At 63.3% G+C, this 15,954-nt stretch carries 11 protein-coding genes; 8 read left to right on the top strand and 3 right to left on the bottom strand.

The window, feature by feature from the left end; translation table 11 throughout:
- Positions 1–55: 55 nt before the first annotated feature.
- Positions 56–2,503, bottom strand: coding sequence for a CaiB/BaiF CoA-transferase family protein (locus tag CLM73_RS20025; RefSeq protein WP_105239918.1), 2,448 nt, complete (start codon positions 2,501–2,503; stop codon positions 56–58).
- A gap of 33 nt (positions 2,504–2,536) precedes the next feature.
- A complete protein-coding gene (locus CLM73_RS20030) occupies positions 2,537–5,854 on the bottom strand; it encodes an acetyl-CoA carboxylase family protein (protein WP_105239919.1) in 3,318 nt (1,105 codons plus the stop codon).
- Positions 5,855–6,125: 271 nt separating this feature from the next.
- Here CLM73_RS20030 and CLM73_RS20035 point away from each other — a divergent pair, with 271 nt between their 5' ends.
- The 5 genes from CLM73_RS20035 (at position 6,126) to CLM73_RS20055 (ending at position 12,130) form a co-directional block, all read left to right on the top strand.
- On the top strand, positions 6,126–7,055 hold the full coding sequence (locus CLM73_RS20035; RefSeq protein ID WP_105239920.1) for a LysR family transcriptional regulator: 930 nt from the start codon (positions 6,126–6,128) through the stop codon (positions 7,053–7,055).
- Between the two features lie 222 nt (positions 7,056–7,277).
- Positions 7,278–7,685, top strand: a complete 408-nt coding sequence (locus CLM73_RS20040) for a Zn-ribbon domain-containing OB-fold protein (protein WP_234015690.1) — start codon at positions 7,278–7,280, stop codon at positions 7,683–7,685.
- A gap of 31 nt (positions 7,686–7,716) precedes the next feature.
- Positions 7,717–8,868 carry an acetyl-CoA acetyltransferase gene (locus tag CLM73_RS20045; protein ID WP_105239922.1) on the top strand — a complete coding sequence of 384 codons (1,152 nt, stop codon included), beginning with the start codon at positions 7,717–7,719 and terminating at the stop codon, positions 8,866–8,868.
- Positions 8,869–8,891: 23 nt separating this feature from the next.
- Positions 8,892–10,988, top strand: coding sequence for a 3-hydroxyacyl-CoA dehydrogenase NAD-binding domain-containing protein (locus CLM73_RS20050; protein WP_105239923.1), 2,097 nt, complete (start codon positions 8,892–8,894; stop codon positions 10,986–10,988).
- A gap of 137 nt (positions 10,989–11,125) precedes the next feature.
- A complete protein-coding gene (locus CLM73_RS20055) occupies positions 11,126–12,130 on the top strand; it encodes a Bug family tripartite tricarboxylate transporter substrate binding protein (protein ID WP_234015691.1) in 1,005 nt (334 codons plus the stop codon).
- 109 nt (positions 12,131–12,239) lie between these two features.
- Here the strand turns inward: CLM73_RS20055 and CLM73_RS20060 are convergent, their stop codons facing one another.
- Complete coding sequence (locus CLM73_RS20060) at positions 12,240–13,160, bottom strand: LysR substrate-binding domain-containing protein (protein ID WP_105239924.1); 921 nt, start codon at positions 13,158–13,160, stop codon at positions 12,240–12,242.
- 127 nt (positions 13,161–13,287) lie between these two features.
- Here CLM73_RS20060 and CLM73_RS20065 point away from each other — a divergent pair, with 127 nt between their 5' ends.
- From CLM73_RS20065 to CLM73_RS20075, 3 genes are all read left to right on the top strand, one after another.
- The gene (locus tag CLM73_RS20065; protein WP_105239925.1) at positions 13,288–14,196 is read left to right on the top strand and encodes an NAD(P)-dependent oxidoreductase; all 909 of its coding nucleotides are present in this window, start codon (positions 13,288–13,290) and stop codon (positions 14,194–14,196) included.
- Positions 14,197–14,286: 90 nt separating this feature from the next.
- Positions 14,287–15,258, top strand: a complete 972-nt coding sequence (locus tag CLM73_RS20070) for a Bug family tripartite tricarboxylate transporter substrate binding protein (RefSeq protein ID WP_105239926.1) — start codon at positions 14,287–14,289, stop codon at positions 15,256–15,258.
- 20 nt (positions 15,259–15,278) lie between these two features.
- Complete coding sequence (locus tag CLM73_RS20075) at positions 15,279–15,857, top strand: amino acid synthesis family protein (RefSeq protein WP_105239927.1); 579 nt, start codon at positions 15,279–15,281, stop codon at positions 15,855–15,857.
- Positions 15,858–15,954 lie beyond the last annotated feature (97 nt).

The following is a 15,954-nucleotide window of genomic DNA, read 5'->3' on the forward strand; positions in this document are numbered from 1 at the left end:
TTTGTCTCCACGAAAAATTTAGATCTTGTGCCTTGCATCGTGCTTGCGGGGCTTGTCAGCCCCCCTTCCTGATTGCAGTGTTTCCTATGATTCCGTCTCGCTCCAGCGTCTGTTGATGATCCACGCTCATGCTCAGCACGCGCGAAAACACGTCGCCGTTGTGCTGCCCGAGCGTGGGAGCCGGACGCACCGCCGCGACCGCAGCGGCCGGCTCCCTGAACCAGGGCGTGGTCGCCAGAAACTCGCCGATGTAAGGGCGGGAAGTCGCCTTGAAAAAATCACGGGCCCTGAGATGCGGGTCGTCGAGCACCGTCCAAATCGGCTTGACCTCTCCTGCGCTGATGCCGGCCTGCTGCAGTTCGGCCATTGCGCATTGCGCGGAGCGCGCGCGGGCCCATGCGTTGATCCTGCGGTCTATCTCTTCCTGCCGCTTCCGTCGGCCTGCCGCCTTCTCCAGAGCAGGGTCCAGGGCAAGATCGGCCGCTTGCATGACCGCCAGCAATGCCTGCCATTGCACATCAGTCGTGATGCTCACCACCACCCAGGCGTCATCGCCCGCGCACTGGTAAATTCCCTGCGGGGCATGTAGAGGATGCGCATTGCCGCTGCGGCGCCTGGTAGTGCCTTTCACGGACTGCTCAATGACGAACGGCGCTGTCATGGGCAGCATGCATTCCACTTGAGACAGATTGACGTGGCGCCCTTTGCCCGAGCGTTGCTGCACGAACAGCGCCAACAACGCCGCCGCCCCGCCGTTGAAGCCTCCCACCGGATCACCATAAGCGTACGAGGTCAGGGCCGGCGGGTTCTGCGCGAAACCGGTGTGATGCGGCAGGCCGCTAGCCTGCTCCAGCGTGCCGCCATAGGCCCTGATCGTGCTCCATTCATTGCCCGACCCGAATGCCGGCATGGATACCATGACCAACCGCGGATTGACCTGGGACAGCACGGCATAGTCCAGCCCGAGTTTGGGCAACACCTCGGTCGAGTAGTTCTCGATGACGATATCGGCCTTGGCCACCAGATCGAGCAGGACGGCACGTCCTTGAGCATGAGTCAGATCGAGTGTGATGCCCAACTTGTTGCGGTTCATCAGCGCAAAGTTCGAGTTCTTTTCGTACAGCTTATCCAGATAGAACTCATCGGTGTAATGCGTGCCCCGCCACCAGTCCGGATAGCGCGTGCTCTCAACCTTGATGACTTCCGCGCCAAAGTCCGCCAGCGTCCTTGAAGCCAATGGCCCGGCCCACCCCATCGTCAGATCTACCACCCGTATTTTTTGCAAGGGCGGCGCGTCCGACGCAGCCCTGGCCAAGCCGACGGCCGGCGTCAGACTCTCCGCTTCACGGTAGCTGGGGCCGTCAGCGTCCAGGAGCGCTGCCTTACCGCCCGGCAAGGGCCCCGCATCGCCCATGGGCAGCGGAACGATCGGCCCCTCGAATTCGGCCGTCCCCGCCTTGACGGGAACAAAAGCGCCGCGTTCGCGATGCACGCCTTGTTGAAGCAGTTCTGCCATGGTCGGCACGATGACAGCGGGGAATTTCGCCTTGCGCAGCACATCGAACCATTCCTCGGCAGTCCTGGCGCGCAGGCTGGGAATCATGAAAGCGTCGATCTCGTCCGCATGGACGATACGGGTCGGCCCGCTCGCAAAACGCGGATCCGCAGCCCGATCCGGGTGGCCGATGGCGGCGCACAGCGCTGCCCACTGCGGACCGGTATGAGCGAACAGCCCAATCCAGCCCTCCTTTGTCTCGTAGATGCCGGCAGGATGCGTCGTGCAGAACCGGTTGACACCCAGCCGAGCCAAGGGATGCCGGCCATCCTGCACCATGCCGGCTTCCATCTCCACCAGAGAAAACGCAATTTCATGGATGCTCAGCACATAACGCCGGCTGCCGTCGGATCGTCCCAACAACGCAGCGGTCGCGCTCGAGAATGCTGCGACACCAGCGGCAATGGCAGTCTGTATGTCGTGCGGCAGATGGGGCGGGCCCTGCTCCGCGCCGCTGCAATACACCGCGCCGGCCAGGGCGCGGCACACGGCCTCGGTTCCCGCGAAGCCACTGTAGGGGCCGGACTCGCCGAACCACGTCAGACACACTTCGATCGGCGCATTGCCCTGGCCGTCGTTCCCATCGCCAGCGTACACGGGGCGCTTCAGAACGGCCAAGCCTTCGTCCAGGGCCCGGGCATCGAGAATCACATCGCATGTCCGCGCGATCCCTGACAGCCACGCGGTATTTGCGCCTGTCTTTCTACAATCGGCCACGCTGCGCTTGTTGGTATTGAGCCAGGCATGCAAAGCGCTTGCGGGTTCGCCATTGGCCGCGTTCAAAAGGGGCGGCAGCCGGCGCAGCGTGTCGCCCTCGGCGTCCTCCAGCTTGATGACCTCAGCGCCAAAATCCGCAAAGAGCTTCCCCGCATAAGCCACTGCCGCTCCGCAGCCGATTTCCAGCACGCGCAACCCGGAGAAGGCGAGCCGGCTTTCAGATGTTTGCATAGTCGAAACCTGTTCCAACGGACTTCGCATCGATTACCAGGTATCGACGAAGGCGCGGCGGGCCCGGCCGGCGCGCAAAGATGCCGACGCGATGCCCTGGCGTATCCACGTTCGGGTCTGCGCGGGATCAATGACTGCGTCGATCTCCGTCGTGGACGCGACATTGATGGCGTGCCCGCGCTCATAGGCGCGAGCCACCAACTGATCGTAAAGCGCCTGTCGCTGCGGTCCCTCGGGGACGTTCTCGAGCTCCTTCTTGAAGCCCAGCCGGATGGACCCTTCCAGGCCCATGGGACCGAATTCGCCCGTTGGCCAGGAAACCGCGCAACTGGCCGAACGAAAGCCCCCGCCGGCCATGGCCATGGCTCCCAGACCGTAGCCCTTGCGCAAGGCAATTGCCAAGATGGCGACCCGCAGCTTGGCCGCGACCACGAACATTCGCGACACATGTCGGACTTGCGCCTTGGCTTCTTCCTCCGGCCCGACCATGAATCCCGGAGTATCGATCAACGAAATTATGGGCAGACCGTGGATATCGCAAAGGTTCATGAAGCGTGCCGCCTTGTCGGCCGCATCGGCATCGATGGCGCCTCCCAGGTGATGCGGATTGTTGGCGATGATCCCTACAGGCTGCCCTTCCACACGAGCCAGGGCGGTGTGCATTCCCTGGCCGAACTCCGAGCGCAGCATCAATACACTGCCTACGTCAGCAATGCCTTCGATGACCTTACGGCTGTCATAGACACGCAAGCGATTCTCCGGCACCACATGACGGAGATGGCGCGGGTCGGGCGCCACCCAATCCTTGGTGCGGCCCTGGAACATCGACAGGTAGTGCTTCGCCGCCGCGACGGCCTGCGCCTCGTTGTCGACCAAGATGTCGATGACGCCATTGGCGAACTGCACCGGCGCGGGACCGACGTCCTCTGGCCGGAAGACGCCCAGTCCTCCGCCTTCGATCATCGCCGGGCCGGCCATGCCGATGTTGGCGCTCTTGTCCGCGATGATGACATCGCAGACCCCCAGAAAGGCGGCGTTGCCCGCGAAACAGCGTCCGGAAACAATGCCAAGCAAAGGCACTTCGCCACTGAGATCGGCCAGCGCGGCGAACGACGGCTGATACAGCCCGGATACGAACGGAAAATCGACATCGCCCGGCCGACCGCCTCCGCCTTCGGCGAACAACACCACCGGCATTTCGTCGCGGCGGGCACGTTCCACCAGCCTGTCCGTCTTGATGTGGTTGCGCTTGCCCTGCGTACCCGCCAGCACCGTCGCGTCATAGGCCATCACGGCGGTCAGCGACCCGTCGTAGCCGAATGTGTCGCCGTTGACGTTGCCAATGCCGGTGACAATACCGTCCGCCGGCGTGTTGGCGATCAGGTCTTCCTTGCTGCGGCGGCTGGCCTGCGCGGCAATGACCAATGCGCCAAACTCCACGAAGGAGCCTTCATCGCACAGATCGTCGACGTTTTCCCGTGCGGTGCGCTGCCCTCGCGAACGGCGCTTTGCCACGGCCTGCGGGCGCGCGTCATCATAAAGCGACGCATGGCGATCGAGAACGGCTTGCAGGTCAGGGCGCACGGCATCCAGATCGATCGCGTCGGTCACGACCTCGGTGTCGACACCACTCGATTCCTGTTCCAGCAACACCAGGATCTCGCCTTCGAGCACATTGCCGCCACTGGCGGCCGGCACCTCGACGACCCTGCCATTGAAATCTGCGACGACGGTGTACTCCATTTTCATCGCTTCGATCACGGCGATGGATTGGCCCTTGAGCACGAGAGCGCCAGCGCTCACGGACACCTCGACCAGGCGGCCGCTCAATGGCGCACGCGATGCCGAGAGCCCTTCCGGCACCGCGGCCTGCGCGGCCTGCGGCGGGTTGGCCGCCGAAGCATTGCGCCCCCCTGAATCCCCGATCAGCCTGTCCTTGGCTTGCTGATCTTGCGCGTACTGCTCGGCCGCGGCAATCAGTTCCCCGAGGATGGCCTCGATGTAGCGCGTATGGTTGCGCTGCGACAGGAAGTCCTCGCGGGCCACGAGCGCCTGCAAAAGATGGATATTCGTCGCTACACCGGCAATCCGGAACTCGGCCAGGCAGCGGCGCAAACGCCGCACCACTCCCGAGAAGTCGTCACTGCCGCTGAACACGATCAGCTTGGCAAGTAACGTGTCGAACGCCGGGGCGGGCGAATATCCGCTGTAGGCGTGGGTGTCGACGCGCACGTCGGGGCCGGCGGGCGGCTCGAAACGCTCCAGCCTGCCGTGTGCCGGGCGTGCCATGCCCGTGGCATCGGTCGATTCCGCATTGATGCGGAGCTGAATGGCGTAACCGTTCAGCCCCGGCGGGTTGGCCGGGTCCACTCCGAGTTCAGTCAGGCGCTTTCCCTGCGCCACCCCGATCTGCAAGGTCACCAGATCCACGCCCGTCACCTGCTCGGTAATCGTATGTTCGACCTGCAGCCGGGGATTGGCTTCGATGAATACAAAGTCTGTCTGCACCCCCTGCTCGTTCTCTTCGACCAGGAATTCAAAGGTTCCCAGGCTGCGGTACTCCACCTTAGCCGCCATTTTCTTTGCTGCGGCAAGAATGGCGCCGCGCAGAGTAGCGCTCAGCACCGGGCTGGGCGCGATCTCGACCACTTTCTGAAAGCGGCGCTGCAGCGTGCAATCCCGATCCCCGAGCGCAACCACCGACGCACCATCGCCGGCGATCTGCACTTCGATATGACGCGCGCGATTGACCAGTCGCTCCGCGTACAGGGCGTCCACACCAAAGGCCGACATCGCTTCCGACCGGCAGCGGGCATAGAGCTCGCTGATATCGGCTTTGGACTTGACGACGCGCATCCCGCGTCCACCGCCTCCGCCGACAGCCTTGATGACGATCCCGACCCCGCCCTGCTCGTCGAAGAACCGTTCGACGTCCTCCAGTGAAGCACCGCCCGGCGTGGCGGGCATGACGGGCACGCCGCATTCGCGGGCCAGTTGCAAAGCGCGGCCTTTGTCTCCGAACAGAGCGAGGTGATCGGCGTCCGGGCCGATGAACGTGATTCCCGCCGCTTCGCAAGCCAGGGCGAAATCCGCCCTTTCACTCAAGAAGCCATACCCCGGATGGATGGCATCGCAGTGCTCGGCCGTGGCTGCAGCAATGATGGCATCGATGTCGATATAAGCCGCCGGACCGGAGCCGGTCAGCGCAACCGAGGTATCCGCGAGAATTCGGTGCCTCGAGTTTGAATCGTCCTGGGAATACACTGCGACGCTTTCCAATCCGAGGTCGCGCACGGCGCGAATGGCTCGCACGGCGATTTCGCCACGATTGGCAACCAACACTCTCTTCATAGTGATCCTATGTCTCTGCTCTAACTCTTATGCTCAAGTCCTTAAGCTGCTGCCCGTAGCCATTGCATGTTCCTGCCAGACAAGGCGCGCCAGCGGGCAGGCGCCGAATAGCATTAACATCGAAACGTATACGCGCGATCTCAGCCCAGCTTGATCCGGCGGTTGTCGTTAACTTGGTGAGGATGGTAGGAGTCGTGCGACAGGCGCACAATTCACATTTTTCTCTGACCCCTATAGCCGTTCGGCATGTGTCTCGATAAAGCAGGCGGAAATGGAACTCAGGCAGTTAAGAACGGTCTTGGCGATCGCGGAAACCGGCAGCCTCACCAAGGCAGCGGAACTGCTGCACGTCGTACAGCCCGCCCTGTCCCGACAGCTGAAACAGTTGGAAGACGAACTGGGCACTCCGCTTTTCGAGCGCAACCGGCTCGGAATGGTGCTGACCGTGCCAGGCCGCCGATTTGTCGATCAGGTGCGGGTATCCCTTAAGGGGCTCAATGAAGCTCGGGCCGACATCGGCGCCGCAAAATCGGATCTTCTTGGTACGGTGTCCATCGGCATGCTGCCCGGCCTGGCGGCCGCGCTTGCCGGCCCGCTCGTCATTGCCCTGCAACAGCAGTATCCCAACCTGCGCGTGCGCATCGCCACCGGCTTCTCGGATTTCCTGCAAGAGGGCCTTGAGGGCGGCAAGCTTGATATTTGCCTCATGGGCGACTATCTGCAATCCGAACTTCTGCAGACCTCGCCCGTTTATTCCGAGCCCATATATGTCCTGGGCCTGCCGGGATCCGGATTGTCCGAGGACGCCCCGATGACGCTCGAGGCCGTCTCCAGAATGCCCATGGTGGTTCCGGAAGCGCGCAGCTTGCGCAACGTGATAGACCGGGCCTGCACCATCCTCGGCGTCAACCTGAATCTGGTTGCGGAATCGGATAGCACTGCGGTCATTCTCGATCTGGTGTCACGCGGCGTCGGCTACACCATCCTGCCAGTCATCCCCATCATGACGATGCTGGCCGAAAAGCGCATCGAAGGCGCTCCCATCATCAGCCCCACGCTGCAACGCACCGTGATCATCGGCACCGCCGTCCTGAACCGCAACCCTCGCATCGTCAATGTCCTGCATGCTGAGCTGATGCGCTTGCTCGAGCCCTACATCAGGCAGTTCGACCACGCCGGTGTACGCTGGCTGGCTGGCTGAATACATCCTCCGCGCGCGAACCCGGCTCGCATTGGGCCGGGGTCGAGCTATGCTCAATCGCTATGCCCCTCGTCAAAATTAGTTAATTGTCCCGAGACGGCTCGCCCTCCTAACATCATTCGACCGTCGTGGCATCGCCAGCAGACAAGCCATGCACCCAACGGGTGGATGTCCCGTCCGTCTGCCGGCCGGCCGCGGCCAAAGAATCTTTGGGAGGCGAATGTGCAGAATTCCTTTAACAGCACACACACAGCGGGCGACGAGGCAGTCGGCCCCGAGCAGTACTTCCAGCGCATGCTTGAACAAGGGCAGTTCATGATTCAGCGCTGCGAAACAACCGGCCGCGCCGTCTTCTTTCCTCGAGCCATCTCCCCTTATGGCGGCGGACCCTTGCGTTGGGAAGCCGCCAAGGGCGGCGGCACCATCTATTCGACCACCGTCGTGCGCCAACGCCCCGAACGGGGTGGGAACTATTGCGTCGTCCTGGTGGACCTTGACGAAGGACCGCGCCTGATGAGCACCGTTGTCGATATGGAGCCCCTGGCGGTGACGATCGGCATGCGAGTGTGTGCGCAGGTCCGCCGCCAGTCCTCTGGCGTGCCGCGCGTGGTGTTTGTGCGCGCGGACTGATCGCGCGACGCATGATAATCGGAATGACTTTATGACTACTAGCACAAGAGGGGCCTCGGCGATTGTCGGGATCGGCACCACGCCTGGCTGGAACAGCCCCGGGTTCTCGGCTTTGGATCAACTCGGCATCGCCGTTCAGGCGGCGGCAGCCGATGCGGGCATCGGCGTCGACCAGATCGACGGCTTGTTCACGTCCACACTGACGCATTTCATGCCCGCCCTGTCCGTGGCGGAGTATCTCGGCATCCATCCGACCTATATGGATGGCACCAACATCGGTGGATCTTCATTTCTGGCCCACCTGTTGTCTGCCACGCTTGCCCTGCAAGCCGGGCTGTGCAAAGTGGCCTGCATTTCCTATGGGTCAAACCAACTGTCGGCGGGCGGCAAGCTGACCACCCTGACCGAACCCGCACCCTGGGAGGCAATGTATTCGCCGCGCAACCCCATCAGTGGCTACGCATTGGCTACCGCGCGCCACATGCACCAGTACGGAACCACGCGTGAACAGTTGGCCAGCGTCGCGGTCGCCGCGCGCCAGTGGGCGCAGCTCAATCCTGCCGCGCACGAGCGCGGCCCCCTGAGCATTGCCGATGCTCTGGATTCCCGGCCCATATCCGATCCTCTCACGCTGCGGGACTGCTGCCTGGTGACCGACGGCGGCGGAGCGATGATTCTCGTCGCCGCCGAGCGCGTGCCGGAATTTACCAACACGCCGGTCTATGTTCTGGGTGTCGGTGAGGCAACCACGCATCGCCAGATATCGACCATGGTAGACCTCACGGTCACCGGTGCCGTGCAATCCGGCCAACGCGCCTTCGAGATGGCGCGCGTCGCGCCACAAGAGATCGACGTCCTGCAGCTCTACGACGCATTCACCATCAACCCGATTCTGTTTCTTGAGGACCTGGGTTACTGCGCCAAGGGCGAAGGTGGCGCGTTCGTGGCGTCAGGCGTGACCGCGCCCGGTGGCGCACTGCCGGTCAACACCAACGGCGGCGGCCTGTCCTGCAACCACCCGGGCATGTACGGCATTTTCGCGGCCATCGAGGCGGTGCACCAGATCCGCCGCTCCGCAGGCGCCAGACAGGTTGACGGCGTCGATCTGGCCCTGGCCCACGGCAATGGCGGCCAGTTGGCCAGCCAGGTCACGGCGATTCTCGGATCGCGCGCCACCCTGTAAACGCTGAAACCGCGGACACAATCATGAGCAGCACAACCAGCACGCAAGTCGTCACCTACCATCTTCATGCAGACGTGGCCTGCATTTCAATCGACAACCCGCCTGTCAATGCGCTCTCTCAGGCAGTGCGGGCGGGCCTGAAATCCGCCATCGCCACCGCGCAGACGGACGCGAATGTCAAAGCGCTGGTGTTGCTGTGCAAGGGAAAGACCTTCTTTGCCGGTGCCGACATCAAAGAGTTCGCACTTCCGCCCCAAGAGCCTAAGCTGGCCGATGTCATACAGTGCCTGGAACAAACTCAAAAGCCCGTTATCGCGGCCATACACGGAACCGCGCTGGGCGGCGGCCTCGAGGTCGCGCTCGGCTGCCATTACCGCATCGCCACACCGGACGCCCGCTTCGGTCTGCCCGAAGTCAAGCTCGGCCTGTTGCCCGGCGCGGGAGGAACCCAACGCCTGCCCCGCCTGATCGGTGCGGCCGAGGCATTGGATATGATCGTCGACGGCAAGCCGATCTCGGCCCAACACGCGCTGCGCATCGGCTTGGTGGATGAGCTTGCCGAAGCAGATCTGGCGGGCGCGGCATTGGCTTTGGCAAGGCGGGTTCAGCACAAAGACCTGGCGCAGCGAAGGGTGAGCGCCTTGACTGCCCCCGAGGCAGATTCAGAGCTCTTTACCGCTGCCGAGCAAAGCCTGCGGCTGCGACACCTCGGCTATGAAGCGCCGCTCAGTTGCGTGAAAGCCGTACGCGCGGCGGTGGAGCACCCCTTTCACAAAGGCTTGCAGATCGAGCGCACCTTGTTCGATGAACTGAAAGCATCGCCACAGTCACGCGCACTGCGCCATGCCTTCTTTGCCGAGCGTCGGTTGCACAAGCTGCCGTTTGCTGCCAAGGACAGGTCCGTCAGCCGGGCGGCGGTGATAGGCGCCGGCACGATGGGCGGAGGCATTGCAATGTGCTTCGCCAACGCCGGCATACCCGTGGTGCTGCTGGAGAAAGACGCCGAGCGCCTCAGTCAGGGCTTGGCCCGCATCGAAGAAAACTACGCCAACTCCGCTCGGCGCGGCCGGCTCAGCGCAGGCGACGTCGAACAGCGTCTCGCATGCATACAGGGCAGCACACGCTTCGAGGACCTGGCCGACGTGGATCTGGTAATTGAAGCGGTGTTCGAGGAAATCGGGCTCAAGCACGAGATATTCAAGACGCTCGATCTGGTCTGCAAACCCGGCGCCATCCTGGCCTCCAACACCTCTTACCTGGACATCGACAATATTGCGAGCGCCACCCGGCGGCCCCAGGACGTGGTCGGGATGCACTTTTTCAGTCCCGCCCACGTCATGCAGTTGCTGGAGAACGTGCGCGGCTCCGTCACCTCTGACGAAGTGTGCGCCACCGTCATGGAAGTGGGCCGCCGCCTCGGTAAAGTCGCCGTGCTGGTGGGGTCCTGCGACGGGTTCGTCGGCAACCGCATGTTGAGCAAACGTACGCGCGAAAGCTACTTCCTGCTCCAGGAGGGCGCCTCGCCCTTTCAGATCGACCGTGTCCTGCGCGACTTCGGCCTTCCGATGGGGCCGTTCGCCATGGCGGATCTGGCAGGTTTGGACGTGGGCTGGCGCAATCGCCAGAGCCGCCTGCAAAACCTGACGCCGCGCGAGCGCGAGTGCGACATGTTGGACCGCATGTATGCCGCGGGCCGGCTGGGCCAGAAGACCCAGGGCGGCTTCTACGACTATGACGGTGACCGCAAGGCCACGCCGTCACCTGCTGCCGAAACACTGGTCGCCGCACACCGCGCCGCCTCCGGCCGGCAGGCGCGGCAGATCTCCGACCAGGAGATTCTGGAGCGCTGCCTGTACTCCATGATCAACGAAGCCGCCTATATCCTGGAGGAGAATATCGTCGAACGCGCCTCCGACATCGACGTCGTCTGGCTCAAAGGTTACGGCTTTCCCGCCTATCGGGGCGGCCCGCTGTGCTATGCGGACCAGATCGGCCTGCCTGTCATCCTGGCGACGCTGCGCAAGTACGAAGCCGAGCACGGCTCCCAATACTGGAAGCCAGCCAATCTCATCGTCAAGTTTGCTCAGGAGGGGCGAGGTTTTCACGATGGCTCAGCCTGAAGCCGCGCACACGCAATAAGGGAGAGCACGTCAACGGTGTCCCCGAGGGATGCCGGCACTATCGATACCTGACCTGCGTGGGCAGCGGACCTGGCATATACAGAGGTTTTGATAAATACAACAAACCGGAGATAAGCGTGTCTGACAAGCAACCGCATCGCATCACTTTGGGCCGTAATCTGGCCGCCCTCATCATATGCGGCAGCAGCGCCCTGCTCGCGCCTGGAGTCGCGGCTGCCGCCGATTGGCCCGGCGGCAAACCCATCACCATCGTCGTCCCGTTTTCGCCTGGTGGTTTCACGGATCTGGTTGCGCGCCGCTTCGCTCAGGACCTGGGCAACGAGTTGAAGACGACCATCGTGGTTCAGAACAAGCCCGGCGCCAGCGGCCAGATCGGCACTGCGCTCATCGCGCGCGAGAAACCGGACGGCTACAACCTGCTGGTCACGGCCACGCAGCACGTGATCTATCCCGGCCTCCAGCCCAACCTGCCTTATGACCCGAAGAAAAGCTTTTCAAACGTGGCCATTCTGGCTTACGCGCCTAATGTCCTGCTCGTTCCCGCCAAATCTCCCATTTTCAACGCCAAGGAATTCACGGCCTACGCCAACAAACAACCTGGCGGTCTGGCTTTCGGCTCCAGCAGCGTGGGCGGCTCGGCGCACATGTCCGGAGAACTCTACAAAATGGTCGCCAGCGCCAATCTGCGCCATATCCCCTACAAGGGCGCCGCGCCTGCCGTCACCGACCTGATAGGCGCGCAGATCCCCGCGGCATTCCTGGACGCAACATCGGCAGCCGCCTTCATCCGCTCGGGCGACGTCAAAGCCCTGGCCGTCACCTCAAAAGACCGCCTGCCCAGCTTGCCCGATGTCCCCACCGTCGCCGAATCCGGCTATCCGAGCTATGAATCGCAGGCCTGGATAGGCCTCTTCGGCCCCGCCGACATGCCGACACCCATCGTGCAGAAGCTTAACCAGATCGCCATCGACAGCGCCAACACCGTAGCCAACGTCAAGTGGCTCAACGACAACAATGCCACGCCGGCCAAGCTCGCGCCGGCACAGGTCACGGGGTTCGTCGACGCCGAGCTCGACAAATGGAAAACCGTCATCGAACAGGCGCACGTCACGGTCCAATAGCACGGTGGGGCGCTCCCGCTGAGCGGGGCCCGCCATCTCCCCCGAGTGAGCACAGCGGCAAGCCCATACGCGTAGAGGCTTCAGCCGCGGTCATCGACGACGGCAGAGCCTAGAAGCCGGCACCCTCGCGCGACTCGGGCGTGGCGCGACGGGCGTGCTCCTTCAACATACGCATGAAGCGCTGCACATGACGGCTGGGCGTATCGAAGCGAGATCGGACCAGGCTCAACGCCAGCGGTATCGATTCGCGAAGCGGGCGAACTGCCACGCCCGGCCATCCCGCCCCCCCGACCGAAAACTGATCCACGATGGCCACGCCCGCGCCTGCCCGCACCAGCGCGCAGGCAAGCTCCGCGCGCACGATGTCGACCGACGCGTTCCAAGTCACCCCCGCCCGTTGAAAAGCCGCTGCGACCAGCCGTCCGAACGGGATGTTGCGGCTGTACAGCACCAACCGGCAGGCGGCCAGTTCGGCCAGTCCGACGTCGGCCTGCGCCGTCAACGGATGCCCTTCTGGCAGGATGCAGACCATCTCGCCCGTGGCAAACGGCTCGACAATCAGGTTGGGGTGATCGATGGGCAGCACCGACACCGCCAACTCCGCCTTGCGGCCCAGCAGTTCGTGCGCCATGTCCGCCAGCAAGGTGGTGTGATAGTTCACCCGCACGTTCGGATAGCGCTCTAGATAGCCTGCCAGTACCGGCGGCAGAAAGTTCAGCGCCAGACTGGGGCTGGAACACAGTGTCAGCGCGCCCTCTGGTCGCGCTGACAGATCGCGCGCGAATTCGTCGATCCGTAGCGCTTCCTCGAACAGGGGGCCCACTTCATCAAAGAGGCGACGGGCCTCCTGTGTGGGCGTCAGCTTTCCCTTGTCCCGGTCGAACAATTGCAGGCCCAGGCTTTGCTCGGTGTGCGCGATCAGACGGCTGACGGCGGGTTGCGACACGAATAGCAGCTTGGCCGCCCCGTTCATGGAACCTGTGAGCATCACCGCCCGGAACACTTCCATCTGTCTCAGCTTGAACCGCATCGTCTCCATCCAATAATCGATTGTTATATCCCCGCGCCAACTTAGCATAGGAGAAATCCTGGCCGCATCGGTAGCATCCAAGGGCGTCGCCGGCCCCTTCGTCCGCGCGGCTCGATAAAGGAATTGCATGATGTTGAAGCTGGGATTTATAGGGCTCGGAATGATGGGCCTACCGATGCTGGAGAATCTGGCGCAGGCGTCTGGAATCGATATCTGGGCCTATGACCTCGATTCGCGCCGGCTGGACAGCCTGAAGCTGCACCCCGCCTGGGACCGCAGCCTGCACGCGGCGGCCAGCCTCGCCGACCTGGCCAGTTGCGGCGTGATCATCACGATGCTGCCCAACAGCGCCATCACCAATGCTGTGATCGAAGGCGCCGGCGGCGAGCCCGGCCTGGCCGCACTGCTCCCGCGCGGCGCGACGCTGATCGACATGGGGTCGTCGAGCCCCGCTGAAACGCTGCGACTCGCGCCGCGGCTGCGCGAGTCCGGCATTACGCTTATCGATGCCCCTGTGTCGGGCGCGGTGGCCAAGGCCGCCAACGGCACACTTGCCATCATGGCGGGCGGCGAAAAAACCGATCTGGAACGCGTGCGCCCTATTCTGTCCCACATGGGCGCGACCCTCATTCACACCGGAGCGGTGGGCTCTGCCCATTCCATGAAGGCGCTGAACAACTACGTCTACGCAGCAGGACTGCTTGCCGCCAGTGAAGCGTTGCTGATCGCGCAGGGCCTGGACCTCGACCTGCACGTTTTCACGCAAGTTCTCAATGCATCCAGCGGTCGCAACGTGGCGACCGAGAGCAAGCTCGCACAGTTCATCGTGCCGCGCTCCTTCAATGGAGGATTCGCCCTGGCGCTAATGGCCAAGGACCTGCGCACCGCCGATAGCCTGCAGGAACTGGCGGGCTTGCCCGCGCCGCTGCTTTCGCTGTGCGCCTCCACCTGGCAGCAGGCGAAGCAGGCGTTGCCGGCCACTGCCGACAACACGGAGATCTATCGCTACCTGGAAGCGCAACGCGACGCCGTCTGACGCGGGCTCACGATCAAGACCACGGATGGAACGGCCGCGCGCCATGCGCGGACCGCGATACCGATAACGACACCCATCGAGGGGAGACATATGAAGCACAGATCCGCAACCGCCATCGCCCTGGCGCTCGCCATGGGCCTCGCCGCGGCCGTACCCGCGCTCGCGGCAACCTATCCGGAGCACCCGATACGCATGGTCGTGCCGTTCCCGCCGGGTAGCATCACCGACGTGGTGGCGCGCAGCCTGGGCAAGCACATGGCCGCCGACCTGGGTCAGCCCGTGGTCGTGGAGAACAAACCAGGCGCCAACGGCATCATCGGCACGCACGATGTCGCCCGCAGCAAGCCCGATGGGTACACGCTCGTGGTGGTCGGCGTGTCCACCGCGGCCAGCGGAGTCAGCCTGTTCAAGGATCTGCCCTATAACCCGGCCAAGGACCTTGCGCCGATCGGCGCCGTCGCGGAAACCCCATACCTTCTGGTGGGCACGCCGAAAGTCGCGGGAAACAACGTGGGCGAACTCTTCGCCTATGGCCGCCAGCATCCGGGCAAGCTGACCTACGCCTACGGCTCCGGCAGCGCCCAGGTGTTTGGGGCCAAGCTCGCCGCGATGGGCAACATCAACGTCACGCCGGTGCCCTACCGAGGCGGCCCCCAGGCGCTGACCGACGTCATCGGCGGCACCGTCGACCTGACCTTCACCGATCTCGCCAACGGCCTGCAACAGGCGCGCGCCGGCAAGGTGAAAACGTATGGCGTCAGCACACCAGAGCGCTTCGCGCTCGCCCCCGACATTCCCACCCTGAACGAAAGCGGGGCGCCCGGATTCGATCTGACCGTGTGGTTCGGCCTGATGGGCCCGGCCAATCTGCCCAAGCCCATCGTCGAACGCCTGGCCAAATCGCTGGACGCTGCGCTCGCCGACAAGGATCTGCAGGAAACCTATGCCCGCCAGGGACTCACGGTCAAGACGCAAGGCCCGGCAGAATTCGGCGCCTTCATTGGCACCGAGATCGACAAGTGGGCCGCCATCGTCAAGGAAACCGGCATTCCGCCGCAATAACCCCAACCCAAGGAGCCTAAATGCCGCTCATCGATATCCGCAAACGGTGCCTAATCATCGAAACCAGCTTTCACGAAAACGGTCCCGCGCCGGAGCGTCCTCTAAAGCTCGCCGCGTCATGCGCCGTCATCAAGAACCCGTATGCTGGACGCTACGAACCGGACCTGATGCCCTTCATGGCCGAATTGCGTGAACTCGGCACGCTACTGGCCACCGAATTGGTGGACACGCTGGGCAAAGAGAACGTAGAGGTTTACAGCAAGGCGGCGATCGTCGGTCTGGACGGCGAGATGGAGCACGGCGCCGTGTGGCATGAAGCCGGCGGCTGGGCGATGCGCAGCGTTCTGGGTGAACCGAAGGCCATGGTGCCGGCGGTCAAAGCCGTGGCCGTCGCCGGCTATCGCATGATGGTCCCTGTTCATTACATTCATGCCTCGTATGTGCGCAGCCATTTCAATAGCATTGAGATCGGCATACAGGATTCCCCGCGCGCGAACGAGATCCTGTTCGCGCTGGTGATGGGTACCGGCGGCCGCGTGCATTCCAGGCTGGGCGGACTCACGAAGGAGGCGGTCTCGGTGCACGACGGCCAACGTTGACGCGAACTAGCAGGCTGTGTCACGTATCGGCCAGATACGACGTAGCCGGCGGGCTCCCGAACGCCGCTTTCAAGCACGGGTTGTCATCACGAGAGTC

Source organism: Achromobacter spanius (genome assembly GCF_002966795.1).
Taxonomy (GTDB): domain Bacteria; phylum Pseudomonadota; class Gammaproteobacteria; order Burkholderiales; family Burkholderiaceae_B; genus Achromobacter; species Achromobacter spanius_D.

Coding starts and splice junctions, on each gene's coding strand:
- CLM73_RS20025 (WP_105239918.1), bottom strand. CDS start 2,503: ATGCAAACATCTGAAAGCCGGCTCGCCTTCTCCGGGTTGCGCGTGCTG.
- CLM73_RS20030 (WP_105239919.1), bottom strand. CDS start 5,854: ATGAAGAGAGTGTTGGTTGCCAATCGTGGCGAAATCGCCGTGCGAGCC.
- CLM73_RS20070 (WP_105239926.1), top strand. CDS start 14,287: ATGAAGCACAGATCCGCAACCGCCATCGCCCTGGCGCTCGCCATGGGC.
- CLM73_RS20065 (WP_105239925.1), top strand. CDS start 13,288: ATGATGTTGAAGCTGGGATTTATAGGGCTCGGAATGATGGGCCTACCG.
- CLM73_RS20050 (WP_105239923.1), top strand. CDS start 8,892: ATGAGCAGCACAACCAGCACGCAAGTCGTCACCTACCATCTTCATGCA.
- CLM73_RS20075 (WP_105239927.1), top strand. CDS start 15,279: ATGCCGCTCATCGATATCCGCAAACGGTGCCTAATCATCGAAACCAGC.
- CLM73_RS20035 (WP_105239920.1), top strand. CDS start 6,126: ATGGAACTCAGGCAGTTAAGAACGGTCTTGGCGATCGCGGAAACCGGC.
- CLM73_RS20060 (WP_105239924.1), bottom strand. CDS start 13,160: ATGCGGTTCAAGCTGAGACAGATGGAAGTGTTCCGGGCGGTGATGCTC.
- CLM73_RS20045 (WP_105239922.1), top strand. CDS start 7,717: ATGACTACTAGCACAAGAGGGGCCTCGGCGATTGTCGGGATCGGCACC.